The following is an 18,391-nucleotide window of genomic DNA, read 5'->3' as shown; positions in this document are numbered from 1 at the left end:
GCGGCGTCAATATCTTGTGGATAACTATGGTTGATTCGCCAGATAGGGTGTTTCAGCGTTGACACGTTGCCGTAGGGCGCGCCACATTGGCGCGCGGCCTGCCTATGCAAAACAACGAGGAAGCGAGACACCGCTTGCGTTTTTCCAAGCTTAAACTGACTGGATTCAAAAGCTTTGTTGACCCGACCGATTTGATCATCGGCAGCGGGCTAACTGGCGTGGTAGGCCCTAACGGATGCGGCAAGTCGAATCTGCTGGAGGCACTGCGCTGGGTTATGGGTGAAAACCGCCCGACGGCGATGCGCGGCGGAGGGATGGAGGATGTAATATTTGCCGGCGCCTCCAGCCGCGGCGCGCGCAATTTTGCCGAGGTTACGATCCACATAGACAATGCGGACCGCCTCGCGCCCGCCGGCTTTAACGACGCCGATCATATCGAGATCATCCGTCGCATCACCCGCGATATCGGCAGCGCATATCAGGTTAATGGCAAGGATGTGCGCGCTCGCGACGTTCAAATGCTGTTTGCGGACGCGTCTACTGGTGCCCATTCGCCCGCATTGGTGCGGCAGGGCCAGATATCGGAGTTGATCAACGCGAAGCCGAAATCGCGCCGCCGCATTCTGGAGGAGGCGGCAGGGATATCCGGTCTCTACCAACGGCGGCATGAGGCCGAGTTGAAGCTGAAGGGCGCAGAGGCAAACCTGACGCGCGTCGACGACACTGTCGAACAACTCGCCAGCCAGCTTGCTACGCTGGCCCGGCAGGCGCGGCAGGCTGCCCGCTATCGTGCGATCGGTGATGAATTGCGTGCAGCCGAGGGTCTGCTTCTTTATCGTCGCTGGCGCGAGGCGGACGAGGCACTGAATACAGCTCGCAGCGAGTTGCGCGATCGCACCGGCGCCACTGCCCGTGCAGAAACCGCAGCGCGCGAGGCTGCGAAGGACCGCACCGCAGCCGATGAGGCCCTGCCGGCGCTGCGCGAGGAGGAGGCGATCGCCGCCGCCGTACTGCAACGTCTGAGCGTAGAGCAGGCCACCCTTGCCGATCAGGAAACCGGCGCCCGTGCGCGGATTGATACGCTGGAGGGCCGCATTACCCAACTGGCCCGCGATAGCGAGCGTGAGGCGGCCCTTAACCGCGATGCAGGCGACACCGTGCAGAGGTTGGAATGGGAACAGTCAGAGCTGGCCAAGGCTGCGAGCGGCCACGAGGAAAGGCTTGAGGCCGCAGCCACCGCTGCGCGCGAGGCCAGCCTTGTGTTGCAGACCCGCGAGACCGAACTTGCGACGCTGACCGAGGATGTCGCGCGGCTTTCGGCGCGTCACCAATCGGCGCAGCGTCTTCTGGCGGACAATCGCAAGATGCTGGAACGAAGCGAAAGCGAGGCAGAGCGCGCCCGCCACGCCGTAGAGTCTAGCCGCGCCGCGATGGAGCAGGCAGGTCGTGATTTTGAGGCGGCAGGGCGCGCCGAGACGGACGCCCAAGCGGCTGCCGTTGCCGCCGATGCTGCGTTGATTGCGGCGGATGAGGCGCGCGGCGACACCCAATCGCGCGAGGCAGACGCGCGCGCCGAGCGCAGCGAGGCCGAGGGCGAACTGAGCGCGCTGAGCGCCGAAGTGTCCGCGCTGGCCCGCCTGCTGGAGCGGGATACAGCCGAGGGCGGGCAGATCCTCGACCGGCTGCAGGTGCAGCAGGGTTATGAAAAGGCGCTGGGCGCCGCGCTGGCCGATGATCTGCGCGCGCCGCAGGTCGAGGCCGATGGCCCCTCTGGCTGGGCCGAGTTGCCGGAATATGATGTGCCTCAGACGCTGCCGGACGGCGTGCCTGCGCTGTCGTTGAATGTATCGGTGCCTGACGTGCTATCCCGCCGGATGAGCCAGATTGGCTTGGTCGATTCTGATGACGGCCCGCGCCTGCAACCGATGCTGAAACCCGGTCAACGATTGGTCAGCATTGAGGGCGATCTTTGGCGTTGGGACGGATATCGCGCCTGGGCCGAGGATGCGCCGTCGGCGGCAGCGCTTCGGCTTGAGCAGCTAAACCGGCTGGAGCAGCTGAAACAGCAGATGGCCCATGCCACCGCCCGGGCCGATGGTGCCCGCGCCGCGCACGAGACGCTGGGCCGCCAATTGGCCGCGCGGACGGAGGCCGACAAGGGCGCGCGCACCGCTCGCCGGGCCGCCGATTCGGCGCTCAACGACGCCGCGCGCGCGCTTAGCCGGGCCGAGGCCGATCGCAATCTGGCGGCGTCCAAGCTGGAATCGCTTGGCCTGGCAGTGACGCGCCACGAGGACGAGGCGCTGTCCGCGCGCACCCAGTTGGCAGAAGCCGAGGCCGGACTAGCCGAATTGGGCGACCTAGAGGCTGAGCGCGTCCGAGCTGAGGATATCAAAGCGACTGTTGAGGGCGCTCGTATCTTGATGATGTCGCGCCGCTCTTCGCATGACGAGGTGCGCCGCGAGGGCGAGGCGCGAGTGCGGCGACAACAGGAGGTGACGAAGGAAATCAGCGGCTGGAAATTGCGGCTGGAGACGGCGGAAAAGCGCAGCACTGAACTGGAAGAGCGGAGAAATGCCTCCGAAGCTGAGTTGGCAGAGGCCGCTGCTGTTCCAGCACGCATTGCCGAGCAGCGTGCTGCGCTGTCTGGCAAGATCACGGATGCCGAGGCCCGACAAGCTGCGGCCCGTGACGCGCTGAGTGCAGGGGAGGGCGCGCTACGCCACGCCGCCGAGGCCGAGCGCGCGTCCGAGCGCGTCGCAGGTGAGGCCCGAGAGGCCCGCGCCCGCAGCGAGGCCCGCACCGATGCCGCCAGCGAGGCACGCCGCACCGCCACGCAGCGCATCGCTGACGAATTAGAAACGACACCAGAGGCGCTGCTGGAAACGCTGGAAATCAATACCGAGAAGATGCCGACCTCGGACGCGATTGAGGCTGATGTCAACCGGCTCAAGCGCCAGCGAGACGCGCTGGGCGCTGTCAACCTACGTGCCGACGAAGACGCAAAAGAGATCGAGGAAGAGCACAATATACTGGTCGCAGAAAAGACCGACCTGGAGGAGGCAATCAAGGCGTTGCGCAGCGGAATTGCTGGTCTCAATCGGGAGGGTCGCGAACGGCTGCTGACCGCCTTCGAGCAGGTGAATTCAAACTTCTCTATGTTATTCAAACACCTCTTTGGCGGCGGCGAGGCGAACCTCGTGCTGGTTGAGAGCGACGATCCGCTGGAAGCCGGCCTTGAGATTATGTGCCAGCCGCCGGGCAAGAAACTTAGCGTTCTCAGCTTGCTGTCAGGCGGCGAGCAGACGCTCACCGCGCTGGCGCTGATCTTTGGCGTGTTTCTGGCAAATCCTGCCCCAATCTGTGTGCTGGACGAGGTAGACGCGCCGCTCGACGACGCCAATGTCGCCCGTTTTTGCGATCTGCTAGACGAGATGTGCCGCCGCACCGAAACCCGGTTTCTGATCATCACACATAATGCGGTGACAATGAGTAGGATGGATCGCCTCTTTGGTGTTACGATGGCCGAGCAGGGGGTGTCGCAGCTTGTCTCAGTGGATCTTCGCAAGGCTGAGGCGATGGTGGCGTGATCGTCCGATCCAGCATGCGTTACCATATGCTGCACATGTGATGCCTTTTGGGATTTCAGCAATTCGTTGCGGTCAAAGTCGTTCGATCATTCCCTTCTTAGATCGCAGATTGCATTTAAACGCAGTCATCAATCCGATCGTTTTTCCTACGACAAGGACGCGTTACAGCCGTCGCAACAACTCGCGCGTGGGCCATGCATCGGCTGGCATCCCAAGTTTCTGCTGTACGTCTTGGACAGCCGCGCGTGTGCCGCCGCCGAGGATACCGTCGATTTCACCCACGTCATAGCCAAGCGCGGCAAGCTTTTGTTGCAACAGCATCATCTGTTTAGATGACAGGCCCGTCTCGGGATTGCCCAACTGCATAACAGGCGCACCCTCTAGCCGAGTAGCAAAGTAGGCCGCGGTCAGAACATACGTATAGCTTTGATTCCATTTGAAAAGAACGCGAAAATTTGGGTATGCAATAAAGGCCGGACCGCCGCGCCCCTCAGGCAGCAGAATGTTGCCCGGTAAATCTTGCGCGAGGCTTCCCTGTCGCGCCTGCACACCCAATTCGGCCCATTCCCGGCCGGTTTTCGCTGTACGTAGCCCAGTCAGAGACCAATCCAGCCCTGCGGGCACCGTGACCTCCTGCAACCATGGCTCGCCCGCGCGCCAACCCAGATGACGCAACATTCGCCCGCCCGACATCAGCGCGTCAGGCGCCGACGTTTTGAGGGAAACATGACCGTCGCCGTCGCCGTCCGTGCCGTTATCCAAAATGTCCTGAGGTAGCATCTGGACCATCCCGATCTCGCCCGCCCACGCGCCTGTAGTACGGGCGGGATCAAAATCGCCCCGCTCAAACAGGCGCAGTGCGGCAAATATTTGCGGGCGAAAAAGGGCAGGGCGACGGCAATCATGGGAGAGAGTCACAAGAGCATTCAGCGTATTGAAATCGCCCTGAAAGCCGCCAAAATCGGTCTCGAACGCCCAGAATGCCAGTAAGATTCCCCGACTGACGCCATAATCGGCCTCGATCTGGTCAAAAATGGTGTCGTAACTTTTAGCCTTGGAGCGGCCGGTACTGAGCCGATGTGACGAAATCAGGCGCTGTGCGAAATCGGTGAATGGCTTTTGAAACACACCTTGCGCGCGATCTGCCTTGATAACGGCACCATCGCGCCTTACCGGATCAAAAAACCGCTGGACATCACCGGGGTCATGGCCCCGGCTCACGGCCTCGCTCTTGAGGTGATCGACGAAGTCATCAAATTCACCGCCACAGGGCGCGGCGCTTGCTGGCGCTGTCCATAGTGAAAGGGCGGTCAGAAGGAGTAGAAGGCGCATCCGCAGCCTCTCAAATGGGGGCAATTTCGTCGTAGCTTATATGACTTAGACGAACGCCTTAAACGCGAAGTTAACGACGACAGCTTATTCCATACAAATCAAAGCAGGAGGGCAGCCAGAATCGCGAATATTAGGACGACCCGCCATGCGTGCCACAGGACAGTGACAGCGTCGTCGATTTGGACGGGACCGTGGGTGCGCATTCCGTCCGGGTTGACAAACGGGTAGTCTGCCACCTGCCCGTTATATGTGCGCGGGCCGGACAGTGATACGCGGATACTGCGCGCCATCGCGGCCTCTGGCCATCCGGCGTTCGGCGAGCGGTGCAGACGCGCCTCATGCGCGATGTCACGCCAATGCGGGCGGGGCCGCGCGAGGACTGCGATCAGGGCGGCAGTTGCGCGTGCGGGAATTATATTAAGTGCATCATCAAGGCGAGCCGCCGCCCAGCCGAAACGCTCATAGCGCGGGGTGCGGTGGCCGATCATACTATCGGCAGTGTTGATCGCCTTATAAAGCACAAGGCCTGGCAGACCTGCCACAGCCAACCAGAAAACTGGCGCTATCACGCCGTCGCTAAAATTCTCAGCCGCAGATTCGATGGCGGCGCGGGTGACGGCGGCCGCATCCATGCCCTCGGTGTCGCGCCCGACGATCATTGTAACGGCCGAACGCCCCGCGCCTGTGGAATGTCGCAGACCGGTGGCCACGGCGCGAACGTGCTCAACGAGGGAGCGTTGCGCAATTAGGATTGCGGCGACCAAGATACTGGCAAATCCGCCCAGTTGGGAAACGGCGGCGCCGATCCCTAGCGCGCAGGACGCGAGGATCACCACTGCCGCAACCCCTTTTGCGCGCCGTGCGCTGCCGACATTCAAACGGGCGTCCAGTAGTGCGACCGCGCGCCCCATCAGAACTGCAGGATGCGGCACCCGGCTCCATATCCAGCGCGGCTCGCCAATGGCGGCGTCCAGGATCATGGCCAGTGCGATGATTGCTGCGATGTCCATAGGGGCCGTCCTTTCGCAGAACTCAAAGAATACTGCGAGCGTTCAAACGGATATCGTTTCTCCACGCAAGGACCGATACCTTGCGGACCGCGCAAAGCATCGTAGTCACAGCCGCACATTTCGCAAAATCTTAACTTGATCGGAACTAATTAACCGTCATTCTTGGATTAATCAATTTTCACGATAGGGGTTAGCTATGGATATGCATTTACCACCCGACGTGCAGGAGGGTCTGGATAAGGCACGCCGGGCGGCGCTGCTAAAGAGTAGTCGCCTGACCGTCGAGGTTGGCGGTGTATCCTATCGCATCTTGCGAGCGTGGCCCGGTGGATTTGCAGTTGAGGCGGCAGATGCCGCCCATCTCCGCGGGTTGGTCGATCTTTATGACGGGCCGCGCCATTTGTCACGATGTCTCATCGTCGCCGCATCCGAGGAGGGCGGCGAACAGCATTTCGAATACAAACGCATGACCCCGGTGTCGGATGGCCAGCCTGTCGATTTTGTCCGCGCGCCGAATGCGCCGACTGCTTTGCTTGAGGATTCAACTGCAGCTGACGAGGTGCCGGAAGGGTGATTGGATGTGCCGGGCGGCACGTGGACGCCCAGCAGCTCAACTATTGAAGATCGCTGAAGGCATCCGTTAGGCGCGCTGCTGCTTCGGCGACGCGCGCACGCGGCGTCGCGAGGTTGAAGCGCGAGAAGCTTTCGCCGCCTTCGCCGAAGGTGGGTCCGTGACTAGCTGCGACGCGCGCCCGTTGCTGGATACGTGCATCGAATTCATCGCGCGCCATACCCGTATCGGCAAAATCGACCCATGCAAGGTATGTCGCCTCCAGCGGCATTGATGCAAGGCCCGGGATTGCATTAATCGCATCGTCAAACAGCTTGCGGTTGCCATCAATGTAAAGGCGCAGTGCATCGACCCATTCGGCCCCTTCGGGGGAATACGCGGCCTCGGCCATGAAGAGGCCGAAGGAGTTGGCCGACATTCCCATCGCCGCCATCCGCGCGGCAAATCGGGCGCGCAGTGCGCCGTCTTGCACGATCACGTTGCCAGTGTGCGATCCAGCAATATTGAATGTTTTTGTCGTGGCCGTCATCATCACGAGGCGGTCCTCCACCCCCTGAATTCGGGCCATCGGAATGTGGGTATGACCAGGCATCACCAGATCGTGGTGAATTTCGTCCGACACCACGATCAGATCGTAGCGGCGCGCGAAATCGGCGACGCCCTGCAATTCGGCCTCGGTCCAGACGCGTCCACCGGGATTGTGCGGCGAGCAGAGGATCAACATCGTCTCGCGCCCTGTCATCTGGGCGTCGTAGGCGGCGAAGTCAAACTGGTACCGTCCACTCTCGCGGGTTAGCGGGCATTCCACCACCTCACGCCCGGATGCTTTGATCACTTTGGCAAAGGCGTGGTAGACGGGCGTAAACAGAACAATGCCATCGCCGGGTGCGGTGAAGGCGTCGATACACATCGACGTGCCGTTGACGAGGCCGTGGGTGGTGAAGATTGAATCCTTCTCGACGCTCCAACCGTGGCGCTCTTGCATCCACCACTGGATCGCGGCGCGGTAGGCGCCGTCGTCGCCATAATATCCATAGATGCCATGATCATGCATCTTTGCCACCGCTGCCGAGACGCAGGTAGGCGGGCGAAAGTCCATGTCGGCCACCCACATCGAAATACCGTCTTCGGGGCTGACGCCATATAACGGCATCATCATGTCCCATTTGCTGGAATGGGTGCCGACGCGGTCGATGATTTCGTCGAAGTTCATGTGGCTCTCCTTCTTGCCGCGTATCAACGGCACAATTCTGTCCATAGGCAAGCTACGCGGTTTGATCCCGGGCGCAAGGGGCGTTGCACCGCAGGCCCGCTTGGCCTACATGCAGCCCATGAAAATGCCCATCCTGATCCATCCCGATCCCCGCCTTAAAAAGCTGTGCGATCCCGTCCCAGATGTGACGGGCGAGTTGCGCTCTTTGGCCAATGACATGCTAGAGACGATGTATGGCGCCCCCGGTATTGGCCTTGCTGCGCCGCAGATTGGCATTCTCACCCGCCTGATTGTGATGGATTGCATCAAAGAAGAGGGCGCGCCGCCGCAACCGATGGTGATGTTTAATCCCGAGGTGACGGCCAGTTCCGACGCGCAAAATGTCTACGAGGAGGGGTGCCTGTCGATCCCCGATCAATTCGCCGACGTGACCCGCCCTGCCGAGGTAGAGGTGCGCTGGATCGATATGGACGGAAACGAACGAACGAGCGGTTTTGACGGGCTTTGGGCAACCTGTGTCCAGCACGAGATTGACCATCTGAACGGTACGCTTTTTATCGACCATATCGGCCCGATGAAGCGGCAGTTAATCACCCGTAGGATGCAGAAACTGAAACGCGAAATGGCGCGGGAGTGATACCGTGAGCGTGCGCCGCTGCATCCCTTGGCCCGACGCACGGCTGCGTAACGCCGCCGCCCCGGTTGAGGCCATCACCGACCAGATCGCGGCACATTGGTCCGATATGATCGACACGATGGAGGCGATGCCGGGCGTCGGTCTGGCCGCGCCGCAGATTGGCGTGATGCTGCGCCTTGCCGTCGTGGATGCCAGTGACGAGCGGGGCCGCGTGATCCGTATGGCGAACCCCGAGGTGCTGCACGCCAGCACCGAGATGCGCCCGCATGAGGAGGCCAGCCCAAACCTGCCGGGCCTTTCGGCGCTGGTCGCGCGTCCCCGCGCTGTGACGGTGCGGTTTTTGAACGCGGCGGGCGAGATAGAAGAGCGCGACTTCGTCCATCTGTGGGCCACGTCAGTTCAGCACCAGATCGACCATCTGAACGGACGCATGTATTTCGACCGCCTGACGAAACTGCGCCGCGATATGCTGCTGCGCAAGGCACGCAAGAGGGTTGGTTAGATATGCGCGTTATTTTTATGGGAACGCCCGATTTCTCAGTCCCTGTTCTGGACGCGTTGATCGCGGCGGGGCACGATATCGCCGCTGTCTATTGCCAGCCACCGCGCCCGGCAGGGCGGGGCAAAAAGGACCGGCCCACGCCCGTGCATGCCCGCGCGATGCAACTGGGGCTGGAGGTGCGCCACCCATCCAGCCTGAAGGGGAAAGAAGTTCAGGAGGCGTTCGCCGCGCTGAACGCGGATGTCGCCGTGGTGGTCGCCTATGGTCTGATCCTGCCGCAGATTGTTTTGGACGCGCCGCGAAATGGATGCCTGAACATTCACGCGTCCCTGCTGCCACGCTGGCGCGGTGCCGCGCCGATCCACCGGGCGATCATGGCCGGGGACGCGGTCACTGGCGTCTGCATTATGCAAATGGACGCGGGGCTGGATACCGGCCCTGTTCTGCTACGCGGCGAGACACCAATAGGCACGGAGGAGACGACCGGGCAGTTCCATGACCGCCTCAGCGCCATGGGCGCGCCGCTGATTTGCGAAGCGCTGGAGAGGCTGGATAGTCTGGCTCCGCAGCCTCAGGCAACGGAGGGCGTCACCTATGCGGCCAAAATAGACAAGGCGGAGGCGCGTGTTGATTGGGGTCGCGATGCTACTGAGGTGGACCGGCAGATTCGCGGTCTGTCGCCGTCTCCGGGTGCGTGGTGCGAGGTGGACGGTACCCGGGTCAAGCTGCTGGCCTCGCGTCTGGCAGAGGGGCATGGCGCACCAGGCGAGGTGCTGGTCGCTGCAGTGCCCGGCGCTTTGACGGTGGCCTGCGGGCAAGGCGCGGTGCAGCTTTTGCGCTTGCAGCGGGCTGGACGCGGTGCGCAGGATGCGGATGAGTTTCTGCGCGGCATGGCTTTGCCTGCTGGAACGCGGCTATAGGCGGGGCATCATGTTTCCAACCATCATGGGCACGGTCGTGATCGCCGGAATTGTCGGGTATATCTCGGAAAAATCGGGCTTTACGCAGAATGGCTATCTGGCGTCGATTATCATCTGCATCGGCGGCGCGTTCCTATTCTATTTTGTGCGGCTGATGTTTGGGTTTGGCTTCGGATCGTCAGGACTGAACGCGATTGTATCGTCGATTGGTGCGTTAATAATCGTGCCATTTCACTGGCGCGGTCGGCGCTAAGCGACGCGCTATTTGCGAGGTGGGCGCGTCTTGTAGACGGGCAGGGACCAGCCAAGGCTGAGCGATCCGGCGCGGAGGGCCCATGTAACGGCGCCGCAACCGCCAAGCACGATCAGTGGATCGGCCCAGACCTGTGCGAGCAGCACAGCGGCAAGCGCCCCTGCGAAGGCGGCGCTGACGTATAGTTCCCCCTGTTTCAGCACCAGCGGCACCTCGCCGATGACCACATCGCGCATCAGACCGCCCATGCAGCCAGTGACCATACCCATCAGCACGACAATCGGCGCTGGCTGCGACATTAGCATCGCGACAGACACGCCCGCCGGGACCGCGACGGCGAGTGCGAAAGCGTCGAGCCAGAGCAGCCAGCGATAGCGGCTTTCGACCAGATGTGCAGTGAAGAAAATGAGCGCAGCCGCTGTTGACGCGATAAGGATGTAGGTCGGATCACCCATCCAAAAGATTGGATTGCGGTCAAGCAGCACGTCGCGCAGGGTTCCGCCGCCCACCGCCGTGAGGCATGCGACAAAGGCAAAGCCGACGATATCGAGCTGCGCGCGGCTGGCTACCAGCGCACCCGTGAGCGCGAAAATCAAGACCGAAGCATAATCAAGCAAGACAGGCGCGCTCATCTGGCGGGCGCTTTCTTGAACGGGGCCATCCCCTCGCGGGCAAGCTCGTCCGCGCGCTCGTTTTCGGGGTGGCCTGCGTGGCCCTTGACCCACTCCCAAGTCACGTCATGGCGGGCTTGGGCCTCATCCAGCCGCTGCCAAAGCTCGACGTTCTTTACGGGCTTTTTGGCGGAGGTTCTCCAGCCGTTGCGCTTCCATCCATGGATCCAGCCGGTGACGCCATTTTTGACGTATTGGCTATCGGTGATGATGGTCAGGGTCGAAGGCTTCGCCAACGCTTCCAGCGCATTGATAGCCGCCAGCAGCTCCATCCGGTTGTTGGTGGTATTTGCCTCCCCGCCGCTTAGGCAGCGTTCCTTGACGATTTGGCCGCCGTCCATCGCGCGCAAAAGCGCGCCCCAACCGCCGGGGCCGGGATTGCCCGAGCAGGCACCGTCAGTATAGGCAAAGAGCTTAGCCATGGGCGTGCACCACGACCCAGTCGGACGCCTCGCCCGAGAGGCCGATGTCGCGGCCCGTCCAGCTAGCATGTGGTGCGAGGCCGGCGGCAGACAACAGGCTGCGCAATTCGTCCTCACTGTAGAATGTATAGAGGCGGCCGATGCTGTCGCGCGCCTCGCCAGTGCCGGTTTTGACGCCGATGTGAAATAGGCCGCCGGGTTTCAATGCGCGTCGCAGGGCCGCGAGGTGGCGTGGCATGTCGCCGCGCGGGGCATGCAGCAGGCTGAAATTGGCCCAGATGCCATCGTAGATCGCATCCCCAGAGATATCGTCAAACGTTGCCTGCCATGCGGTAACGCCAGGTCGCGCACCGGCCATCGCAACCATTTCGGCGACAGCGTCAGTGGCGTCGACCGCAAGGCCTTTGGCCGCCATTTGGCCTGCTGCCCGGCCCGGACCGCATCCGAGGTCAAGAACGCGTGCGCCGGTGGGCACCGCTTGGATGAAGGCGGCGAGATGCTTGTCACCTTCCAAATCCACGGTCAGGTCGGCATAATCCCGTGCCTTTGCGCTATAAACGGCAAGGGTTTCGGCGTCGCTGCTCATGCAAATACCCCCACGGCGAGGCAGGCCAGCACAACCGCCGTCAGCAATATGCGCAGGTGCATCCACCACTCTGGCGCGACGCCGTAACGCCAGAAAAGCCAGTCGAGGCCCAGCAGGCCGATGAAACCGGCCATCAACGAGATGCCCGCACTTGACGGCCCGCCCCCGGTGGTAAAAAACGCCCAGAGCGCCGGGATAACTGCCAGGGTGTACCCGGCGGCTGCCTGCGCGCCCTCCAGCTTGGTCGCGAATCCCCAAAGGACGCCAGACATGAACGCGAGGATGATCGCGCCGTAGAACAGCATGACGTAAGGCCCGGCAAAACGCGGGCCAATTGCGCGGATCGTCCAATCAGCGAGGGGGGGCTGCAACACAGTGATCGCGCCCCAGATGAAGGGGATGAGCCCGGCGAGGCCGAGGATCATGGCAGAGCGGGGTATGCGGGTCATGCGGGCGACCTCAGCACGCGGGGCACCTTGAATTCGACGTTTTCGACGGCTGTTTCGACCTGCTTGATGGTGACGTCATAGCGCGACTGAAGCGCCTCAATCACCTCGTTCACCAGTACCTCGGGGGCCGACGCGCCTGCCGTTACGCCGATGGTTCGAACACCCTTGATCGCGCGCCAGTCGATATCGGCGGCGCGCTGGACCAACTGGGCATAGCCGCACCCGGCGCGCGCGCCCACCTCGACCAGACGGCGCGAGTTGCTGGAGTTTGGCGCGCCGACGACCAGCATCGCCTCGCATTCGGCTGCCATCGCCTTGACCGCCGCCTGCCGGTTGGTGGTGGCGTAGCAGATATCCTCTTTGTGCGGGCCTTTGATGGCCGGGAATCGCTCATTCAGGGCCGCGACGATCCCGATGGTATCGTCCACGCTGAGGGTCGTTTGCGTGACGTAAGCCAGCGCATCCGCATCGCGCACGTCCAGCGCGGCCACGTCTGCCTCAGTTTCGACAAGCAGGACGGCGCCGGGGGGCAGCTGGCCCATTGTGCCGATTGTCTCAGGATGGCCGTCATGGCCGATCATGATAATTTGAAGACCCGCCTCATGGTGACGCTCGGCCTCGATATGGACCTTCGACACCAGCGGGCAGGTGGCGTCGACATAGATCATTTGGCGGCGGTCCGCCTCTTGCGGCACGGCTTTGGGCACGCCGTGGGCCGAAAAGATGACCGGGCGATCAGTTGGGCACTCGTCCAATTCCTCAACGAAAACCGCGCCCTTGGCGCGTAGATCATCGACGACGTATTTATTGTGAACGATCTCGTGGCGCACATAGACGGGCGCGCCCCATTTGGTCAGCGCCATCTCGACAATCTTGATCGCGCGGTCGACGCCCGCGCAAAAGCCGCGCGGCGCCGCGAGATAAAGGGTGAGGGGTGGATTTGTCATGGCACGCTCCTTGCGGCGCAGAGGTAAGGGACGCGGCGGGCTGCGTCCAGAGGGGACGGCGGAAATGACGCGGACTTGACGGGCTGCGGCTTACAAACGCAAGACTGAACGCGCGGAGCAGGGGAGGTATTGTATGACATACGATCTGGCGGTTGTGGGCGGCGGTATTCTGGGCCTCGCACATGCGTGGCAGGGCGCGCGGGCCGGTTTGCGCGTCGCCGTGTTCGAGCGCGGCACCGTGGCAAATGGCGCATCGGTGCGCAATTTCGGGATGCTGGCCATTGTGGCGCAGCGGCCCGGGCCGGAGCTGGACAGTGCACGCGCCACGCTGGATGCATGGCGCGAAGTGGCGGCGGGCGCAGGGTTGACCCTTAGGCAGGCGGGTTGCCTTTTTGTCGCGCGCCAGCCCGAAGAGATGGCGGTGCTGGCTGAATGTTCCGTTGGGGCGGACGCGCATGGGCAAGATTTTACGCTGCTGGACGGGGCAGGGGTTCATGAAAGTGCGGCTGGTCTGAACGCCGGCGCGCTGGGCGGGCTTTATAGCCCTGACGCTTGGAAAGTGGATCAACGAGGCGCGCTGGCCGCAATAACGGCTTGGCTGGCGCGAGAGTTTGGCGTCACGTTCCACTTTGGCGCCGAGGTCTGCGAGGCGGCGGATGGGCGGATTGTGACTGCAGATAGCAAATGGCGTGCTGAACATATCGTGATCTGCGGCGGCGACGACTTTGCGCGCCTGCATCCGAACGCATGGCGGGAAACCAGCGTTACCACCTGCCGTTTGCAGATGTTACGTACGGCGCCGCAACCGGCGGATTGGCGGCTGGGCCCTTTCGTGCTGGGTGGTCTGAGTCTCGCGCGGTATAGCGCATTTGCGGATTGCGCCAGTTTGCCTGCACTGAAAACGCATCAGGCCGCGCACCAAGCGGATGCGCTGGCCCACGGCGTTCATATCATAGCCGCCCAAGAGGCAGATGGCAGTGTCACTTTGGGCGATTCGCACCATTATGGTGCGGGCGCGGCACCGGACTATCCGGCACAAGTGGATGATCTGATTATGAACGCACTCGATCAGGTCCTGACCCTGCCAGATCGCCGGATCGCGGAGCGCTGGGTAGGCAATTATGCCTATATGCCGGGCCATTCCTCACTGCGCCTCACCCCCGCACCGGGCGTCACTGCAGTAACCGTCACAAACGGACAGGGAATGACGCACAGCTTTCAGTTGGCCAAAGAGACCATTCAGACCATCACCGGCTGGGCAGTTCAGTCTTGCGTCTCGTAGTCGGCTTTGCGGTCTGGCACATGCTCGCGCACCGGACGGCCAATGACGTCTTTGAGATCGGCAAGTTCGATGAAATTGTCGGCCTGGCGGCGCAGATCGTCCGAAATCATCGGCGGCTGGCTGCGGATAGTCGACACCACCGACACGCGCACGCCTTGGCGCTGCAATGATTCGACCAAGGGCCGGAAGTCTCCATCGCCAGAGAACAGGACAATGTGATCGACGCGCGGTGCGAGTTCCATCGCGTCGACGGCCAACTCGATATCCATATTGCCCTTCACCTTGCGGCGGCCTTGGCTGTCCGTGTATTCCTTGGCCGGTTTTGTGACCATGGAAAATCCGTTGTAATTTAGCCAATCAACCAGCGGGCGAATGGGCGAATATTCGTCATTCTCCAGCAGGGCGGTATAGTAGAACGCACGAAGCAGCTTACCACGGCGCATGAATTCGGTGCGCAGTAGTTTGTAATCAATATCAAAGCCAAGAGCCTTGCCCGCAGCATATAGATTTGATCCATCAATAAAGAGAGCTAATCTCTCGTCCTTATAGAACATCTGAATATCCTTTTAGCGAGGCGCTGTCGCGATGCGGCGGTGGGTCGCGAGGTGGCCGTTGCGGTATATGAAATTTTCTCGAAACGGGAACGAACCCCTGATGACGAAGCGTGGGACCTATTAAGGTTGCTAACGCGCGACAAGGCAGGAAAGGTCCCTAGAAAGGTAGGTTACGTGAGGACAATTGACAATTATCTCATTGCTTTGGGCGGAAATTTGCCGTCCGAGGCGGGCTCTGCCGCTCAAACGCTGAGTGCTTCCTTGAAGGCTGTGGCCGATGCGGGGGCCACTATCCACGCATTCAGCCCGTTTTACACCACGCCCTGTTTTCCTGTCGGCGCGGGTCCCGACTATGTAAATGCTGCCGCGAACATCGGTCTTGATGCCGCGCCGGATGAGATGATGGCGCTGCTGCACCGCGTCGAGGCTTTGTTTGGCCGAACGCGGGTGCGTCGCTGGGGCCGCCGGACATTGGATCTGGACCTGCTGGCATGCGGGGCGCAGGTGCTGCCGGACGCGACTGGCTACGATGAGTGGCGCAACCTGCCGCTGAGCGCGCAGATGGAGCGCGCGCCCGATCAATTGATCCTCCCGCACCCGCGTCTGCACGAACGAGCCTTTGTTCTGGTGCCGCTGGCGGATGTCGCGCCGGACTGGCAGCACCCGGTACTGGGGCGCACTGTGCGCGAAATGGTCGCCGATTTGCCGCAGGCTGATGTGCGCGCCGTCCAGCGTTTAGCATAACGCACTTGCACCTCGGCGCATCGCCGCTTAGACAGCAGGTTTACACGTGAACTCGGCATGCGAGTCACGCGTGCACTAACAATCTATCGCTCTCAAATCCGGAGGTCCTATGGCCCGCGTAACGACCGAAGACTGCGTCGACAAGGTTCCCAACCGTTTCGATCTGGTGCTGCTCGCCTCTCACCGCGCGCGCGAAATCTCCTCAGGGGCGCCGCTGACGGTGGACCGCGACAATGACAAAAATCCCGTCGTCGCCCTGCGCGAAATCGCAGAAGAGACGCAAAGCGCGGACGATCTGCGCGAGCGTATGATCGAGTCGAACCAGACCGAAATTGAGGTCGACGAGCCCGAAGAGGACTCGATGGCGCTGCTCATGGGCGGCGAGGCTGATAAACCGGCCGATGACGACATGTCCGAAGAGCGCCTTTTGCGCGAGCTGATGAAGGCACAAGGTCAAGGCTAAGCGGGCCAAAGCCAAGCAGGGCAGGGCCAAACGGCCCCGCCCCTTGGCTAGCCCCAAGCAAAAGGGCCGCGGGCGCGGCAGGCGCATCACATGATAACTGCCGATGACCTGATCGCGCTGGTCCGCACCTACAATCCGCGTTGCGACGAAGACCTGCTGCGCCGCGCTTATGACTATGGCCAGCGTATGCACGAGGGCCAGGTCCGCCATTCCGGCGAGCCCTATTTCACGCATCCCGTCGCCGTGGCCGCGATCCTTGCCCAGCAGCGGCTGGGGGACGCCAGCCTGATCACTGCGCTTTTGCACGACACGATTGAGGATACGCGCGCCTCCTATGCTGCGATTAGTGAGACGTTCGGCACCGAGATCGCCGATCTGGTCGACGGCGTGACCAAGCTGACCAATCTTCAGCTTAGCAGCAGTGAAACCAAGCAGGCTGAGAATTTTCGCAAGCTATTGATCGCTATGTCCAAGGACTTGCGAGTCATTTTGGTGAAGCTCGCTGACCGGCTGCACAACATGCGCACGATCAGGGCAATGCGTCCCGACAAGCAGGTGCAAAAAGCGCGCGAGACAATGGATATCTATGCGCCCCTCGCGGGCCGTATGGGCATGCAGTGGATGCGCGAAGAGCTAGAGGATCTGGCCTTTCGCGTGATCAACCCTGAAGCGCGCGCGTCGATCATGCGGCGCTTTATCACGCTGCAACGCGAATCGGGCGACGTGATTACACGCATCACAGCCGACATCCGCAAAGAGCTGGCAAAGGTCGGTATTGAGGCCGACGTGCTGGGCCGCGCGAAGAAGCCCTATTCTATCTGGCGAAAGATGCAGGAAAAGGACCTGGCCTTTTCACGCCTATCCGACATCTACGGATTTCGGATCATTTGCGCGTCTGAGGCTGACTGCTATGGCATTCTGGGCGCGATCCATCAGCGCTGGCGCGCTGTGCCGGGCCGGTTCAAAGACTACATCAGCCAGCCCAAATCAAACGGTTACCGTTCGATCCATACCACGGTATCGGGCCGCGACGGCAAGCGGGTGGAGGTGCAAATCCGCACCCGCCAGATGCACGACGTCGCCGAATCGGGCGTCGCAGCGCATTGGTCCTACCGCGACGGCGTGCGTGTCGAAAACCCATTTGCCGTCGATCCGACAAAGTGGATCGATACTCTGACAGACCAGCTTGAGTCGGGCGACGATCACGCCGACTTCCTTGAGGCGGTCAAGCTGGAGATGTATTCCGATCAGGTGTTCTGCTTCACGCCTAAAGGCGACGTGATCAAGCTACCCCGCGGCGCCACACCTATCGACTTTGCTTATGCGATCCACACGCGCATCGGCAATGCGGTGGTCGGCGCCAAGATCGATGGGATGCGCGTGCCACTCTGGACCCGGATCAAGAATGGCCAGTCGGTCGAGGTTATCATCGCCGATGGCCAAACGCCGCAATCTACGTGGCTGGACGTCGCCACTACCGGCAAGGCGAAATCGGCCATCCGCCGCTCCCTGCGCGAGCAGGATCGTGGCCGCTATATCAAGTTGGGCCGCGAATTGGCCCGTGCCGCGTTCGAGCATGTGGGCAAACGTGCGACCGACAAGGCGCTATCTGCGGCGGCGCGTAATCTTCGCTTGAAAGGCCCCGAATCGCTATTGGCGCGTCTTGGCAGCGCCGAGTTGACAGCGCGCGACGTGGTGAGCGCCGTCTATCCCGACCTCGCCCCGCAGGGCGGCGAGGAGGTGGGCCGCGACCGCGCCGTTATCGGCCTTGATGCAGGCCAGCGGTTCAAACGCGCGAGTTGTTGCGAGCCGCTTCCGGGCGAGCGGATCGTTGGCATTACCTTTCGCGGACAGGGCGTCACCGTCCACGCCATCGACTGCGACACGTTGCAAGCATACGAGACGCAGCCCGAGCGATGGATCGATCTTGCGTGGCATTCGGGCACCCATGCGGCAGACTACACGGTGTCTCTGAATATCACCATGAGCAACGACGCAGGGGTGCTGGGCCGCATTTGCACCTTGATCGGAGAGTGTAACGCAAATATCTCCGACCTGACGTTCATTGACCGGAAGCCGGATTTTTACCGCATTCTGGCCGAAATCGAAGTACGAGACGCCGAGCAGTTGCATAGCGTCATCAGCGTGCTGGACGCCGATAGCGACGTTGCCCAGATCGAGCGTCACCGCGATACCGCCCGTGCCACCGGCAAGGGCGTAACCTGAAACCGAAAGAGGACGCCCC

At 61.8% G+C, this 18,391-nt stretch carries 19 protein-coding genes; 10 read left to right on the top strand and 9 right to left on the bottom strand.

Annotated elements, in window-relative coordinates:
* Positions 1 to 134 precede the first annotated feature (134 nt).
* Positions 135 to 3,590 (top strand): chromosome segregation SMC family protein, encoded by a 3,456-nt coding sequence (locus MK6180000_RS10105; protein WP_212751892.1) that lies wholly within the window; start codon positions 135 to 137, stop codon positions 3,588 to 3,590.
* Between the two features lie 162 nt (positions 3,591 to 3,752).
* Here MK6180000_RS10105 and MK6180000_RS10100 read toward each other — a convergent pair whose 3' ends face one another.
* Both MK6180000_RS10100 and cbiB read right to left on the bottom strand, forming a co-directional pair.
* Positions 3,753 to 4,922: a lytic murein transglycosylase gene (locus MK6180000_RS10100; RefSeq protein ID WP_138934618.1), complete on the bottom strand. Its 1,170-nt coding sequence runs from the start codon at positions 4,920 to 4,922 to the stop codon at positions 3,753 to 3,755.
* A gap of 98 nt (positions 4,923 to 5,020) precedes the next feature.
* The gene (cbiB, locus tag MK6180000_RS10095) at positions 5,021 to 5,932 is read right to left on the bottom strand and encodes an adenosylcobinamide-phosphate synthase CbiB (protein WP_138934617.1); all 912 of its coding nucleotides are present in this window, start codon (positions 5,930 to 5,932) and stop codon (positions 5,021 to 5,023) included.
* A 196-nt stretch (positions 5,933 to 6,128) separates the two neighbouring features.
* On the opposite strand from cbiB, the gene MK6180000_RS10090 reads away from it, so the two are divergent.
* Entirely contained in the window at positions 6,129 to 6,506 is a 378-nt protein-coding gene (locus MK6180000_RS10090) for a hypothetical protein (RefSeq protein ID WP_138934616.1), read from the top strand.
* Between the two features lie 40 nt (positions 6,507 to 6,546).
* Here the strand turns inward: MK6180000_RS10090 and MK6180000_RS10085 are convergent, their stop codons facing one another.
* Entirely contained in the window at positions 6,547 to 7,716 is a 1,170-nt protein-coding gene (locus tag MK6180000_RS10085; RefSeq protein WP_138934615.1) for a MalY/PatB family protein, read from the bottom strand.
* 118 nt (positions 7,717 to 7,834) lie between these two features.
* On the opposite strand from MK6180000_RS10085, the gene def (MK6180000_RS10080) reads away from it, so the two are divergent.
* Genes def (MK6180000_RS10080) through MK6180000_RS10065 form a run of 4 tightly spaced genes read left to right on the top strand, consistent with a single transcriptional unit; the run spans position 7,835 to position 10,028 of the window.
* Positions 7,835 to 8,353: a peptide deformylase gene (gene def / locus MK6180000_RS10080; protein ID WP_138936443.1), complete on the top strand. Its 519-nt coding sequence runs from the start codon at positions 7,835 to 7,837 to the stop codon at positions 8,351 to 8,353.
* Positions 8,354 to 8,357: 4 nt separating this feature from the next.
* The gene (gene def / locus MK6180000_RS10075; protein ID WP_138934614.1) at positions 8,358 to 8,855 is read left to right on the top strand and encodes a peptide deformylase; all 498 of its coding nucleotides are present in this window, start codon (positions 8,358 to 8,360) and stop codon (positions 8,853 to 8,855) included.
* 2 nt (positions 8,856 to 8,857) lie between these two features.
* Positions 8,858 to 9,775, top strand: a complete 918-nt coding sequence (fmt, locus tag MK6180000_RS10070; protein ID WP_138934613.1) for a methionyl-tRNA formyltransferase — start codon at positions 8,858 to 8,860, stop codon at positions 9,773 to 9,775.
* Positions 9,776 to 9,785: 10 nt separating this feature from the next.
* A complete protein-coding gene (locus tag MK6180000_RS10065; RefSeq protein WP_138934612.1) occupies positions 9,786 to 10,028 on the top strand; it encodes a hypothetical protein in 243 nt (80 codons plus the stop codon).
* An 8-nt stretch (positions 10,029 to 10,036) separates the two neighbouring features.
* Here MK6180000_RS10065 and MK6180000_RS10060 read toward each other — a convergent pair whose 3' ends face one another.
* Genes MK6180000_RS10060 through ispH form a run of 5 tightly spaced genes read right to left on the bottom strand, consistent with a single transcriptional unit; the run spans position 10,037 to position 13,103 of the window.
* Positions 10,037 to 10,660 (bottom strand): trimeric intracellular cation channel family protein, encoded by a 624-nt coding sequence (locus MK6180000_RS10060; protein ID WP_138934611.1) that lies wholly within the window; start codon positions 10,658 to 10,660, stop codon positions 10,037 to 10,039.
* Complete coding sequence (rnhA, locus tag MK6180000_RS10055) at positions 10,657 to 11,121, bottom strand: ribonuclease HI (RefSeq protein WP_138934610.1); 465 nt, start codon at positions 11,119 to 11,121, stop codon at positions 10,657 to 10,659. Before rnhA ends, MK6180000_RS10060 begins: the two co-directional genes overlap by 4 nt.
* Complete coding sequence (locus MK6180000_RS10050; protein ID WP_138934609.1) at positions 11,114 to 11,707, bottom strand: class I SAM-dependent DNA methyltransferase; 594 nt, start codon at positions 11,705 to 11,707, stop codon at positions 11,114 to 11,116. Before MK6180000_RS10050 ends, rnhA begins: the two co-directional genes overlap by 8 nt.
* Entirely contained in the window at positions 11,704 to 12,156 is a 453-nt protein-coding gene (locus MK6180000_RS10045) for a DUF3429 domain-containing protein (RefSeq protein WP_138934608.1), read from the bottom strand. The genes MK6180000_RS10050 and MK6180000_RS10045 overlap by 4 nt, the downstream gene beginning before the upstream one ends.
* Positions 12,153 to 13,103 carry a 4-hydroxy-3-methylbut-2-enyl diphosphate reductase gene (gene ispH / locus MK6180000_RS10040; protein WP_138934607.1) on the bottom strand — a complete coding sequence of 317 codons (951 nt, stop codon included), beginning with the start codon at positions 13,101 to 13,103 and terminating at the stop codon, positions 12,153 to 12,155. Before ispH ends, MK6180000_RS10045 begins: the two co-directional genes overlap by 4 nt.
* Positions 13,104 to 13,236: 133 nt before the next feature.
* Between ispH and MK6180000_RS10035 the strand changes: the two genes are divergently transcribed.
* Positions 13,237 to 14,385 (top strand): TIGR03364 family FAD-dependent oxidoreductase, encoded by a 1,149-nt coding sequence (locus MK6180000_RS10035; protein WP_138934606.1) that lies wholly within the window; start codon positions 13,237 to 13,239, stop codon positions 14,383 to 14,385.
* Here the strand turns inward: MK6180000_RS10035 and MK6180000_RS10030 are convergent.
* Positions 14,367 to 14,939 (bottom strand): LabA-like NYN domain-containing protein, encoded by a 573-nt coding sequence (locus tag MK6180000_RS10030; protein WP_138934605.1) that lies wholly within the window; start codon positions 14,937 to 14,939, stop codon positions 14,367 to 14,369. The genes MK6180000_RS10035 and MK6180000_RS10030 overlap by 19 nt on opposite strands.
* Before the next feature lie 174 nt (positions 14,940 to 15,113).
* Between MK6180000_RS10030 and folK the strand changes: the two genes are divergently transcribed.
* The 3 genes from folK (at position 15,114) to MK6180000_RS10015 (ending at position 18,372) form a co-directional block, all read left to right on the top strand.
* Positions 15,114 to 15,683 carry a 2-amino-4-hydroxy-6-hydroxymethyldihydropteridine diphosphokinase gene (folK, locus tag MK6180000_RS10025; RefSeq protein WP_138934604.1) on the top strand — a complete coding sequence of 190 codons (570 nt, stop codon included), beginning with the start codon at positions 15,114 to 15,116 and terminating at the stop codon, positions 15,681 to 15,683.
* 109 nt (positions 15,684 to 15,792) lie between these two features.
* The gene (rpoZ, locus tag MK6180000_RS10020) at positions 15,793 to 16,146 is read left to right on the top strand and encodes a DNA-directed RNA polymerase subunit omega (protein ID WP_138934603.1); all 354 of its coding nucleotides are present in this window, start codon (positions 15,793 to 15,795) and stop codon (positions 16,144 to 16,146) included.
* 90 nt (positions 16,147 to 16,236) lie between these two features.
* Positions 16,237 to 18,372 carry a RelA/SpoT family protein gene (locus MK6180000_RS10015; RefSeq protein ID WP_138934602.1) on the top strand — a complete coding sequence of 712 codons (2,136 nt, stop codon included), beginning with the start codon at positions 16,237 to 16,239 and terminating at the stop codon, positions 18,370 to 18,372.
* Positions 18,373 to 18,391: the final 19 nt, after the last annotated feature.

This window comes from Roseovarius arcticus (assembly GCF_006125015.1).
Taxonomy (GTDB): domain Bacteria; phylum Pseudomonadota; class Alphaproteobacteria; order Rhodobacterales; family Rhodobacteraceae; genus Roseovarius; species Roseovarius arcticus.
This window is presented reverse-complemented; position numbering and strand designations above follow the sequence as displayed.

Coding starts and splice junctions, on each gene's coding strand:
- MK6180000_RS10060 (WP_138934611.1), bottom strand. CDS start 10,660: ATGAGCGCGCCTGTCTTGCTTGATTATGCTTCGGTCTTGATTTTCGCG.
- fmt (WP_138934613.1), top strand. CDS start 8,858: ATGCGCGTTATTTTTATGGGAACGCCCGATTTCTCAGTCCCTGTTCTG.
- MK6180000_RS10085 (WP_138934615.1), bottom strand. CDS start 7,716: ATGAACTTCGACGAAATCATCGACCGCGTCGGCACCCATTCCAGCAAA.
- MK6180000_RS10090 (WP_138934616.1), top strand. CDS start 6,129: ATGGATATGCATTTACCACCCGACGTGCAGGAGGGTCTGGATAAGGCA.
- rnhA (WP_138934610.1), bottom strand. CDS start 11,121: ATGGCTAAGCTCTTTGCCTATACTGACGGTGCCTGCTCGGGCAATCCC.
- MK6180000_RS10035 (WP_138934606.1), top strand. CDS start 13,237: ATGACATACGATCTGGCGGTTGTGGGCGGCGGTATTCTGGGCCTCGCA.
- MK6180000_RS10015 (WP_138934602.1), top strand. CDS start 16,237: ATGATAACTGCCGATGACCTGATCGCGCTGGTCCGCACCTACAATCCG.
- def (WP_138936443.1), top strand. CDS start 7,835: ATGAAAATGCCCATCCTGATCCATCCCGATCCCCGCCTTAAAAAGCTG.
- cbiB (WP_138934617.1), bottom strand. CDS start 5,932: ATGGACATCGCAGCAATCATCGCACTGGCCATGATCCTGGACGCCGCC.
- MK6180000_RS10065 (WP_138934612.1), top strand. CDS start 9,786: ATGTTTCCAACCATCATGGGCACGGTCGTGATCGCCGGAATTGTCGGG.
- MK6180000_RS10050 (WP_138934609.1), bottom strand. CDS start 11,707: ATGAGCAGCGACGCCGAAACCCTTGCCGTTTATAGCGCAAAGGCACGG.
- rpoZ (WP_138934603.1), top strand. CDS start 15,793: ATGGCCCGCGTAACGACCGAAGACTGCGTCGACAAGGTTCCCAACCGT.
- MK6180000_RS10045 (WP_138934608.1), bottom strand. CDS start 12,156: ATGACCCGCATACCCCGCTCTGCCATGATCCTCGGCCTCGCCGGGCTC.
- MK6180000_RS10030 (WP_138934605.1), bottom strand. CDS start 14,939: ATGTTCTATAAGGACGAGAGATTAGCTCTCTTTATTGATGGATCAAAT.
- MK6180000_RS10100 (WP_138934618.1), bottom strand. CDS start 4,922: ATGCGCCTTCTACTCCTTCTGACCGCCCTTTCACTATGGACAGCGCCA.
- ispH (WP_138934607.1), bottom strand. CDS start 13,103: ATGACAAATCCACCCCTCACCCTTTATCTCGCGGCGCCGCGCGGCTTT.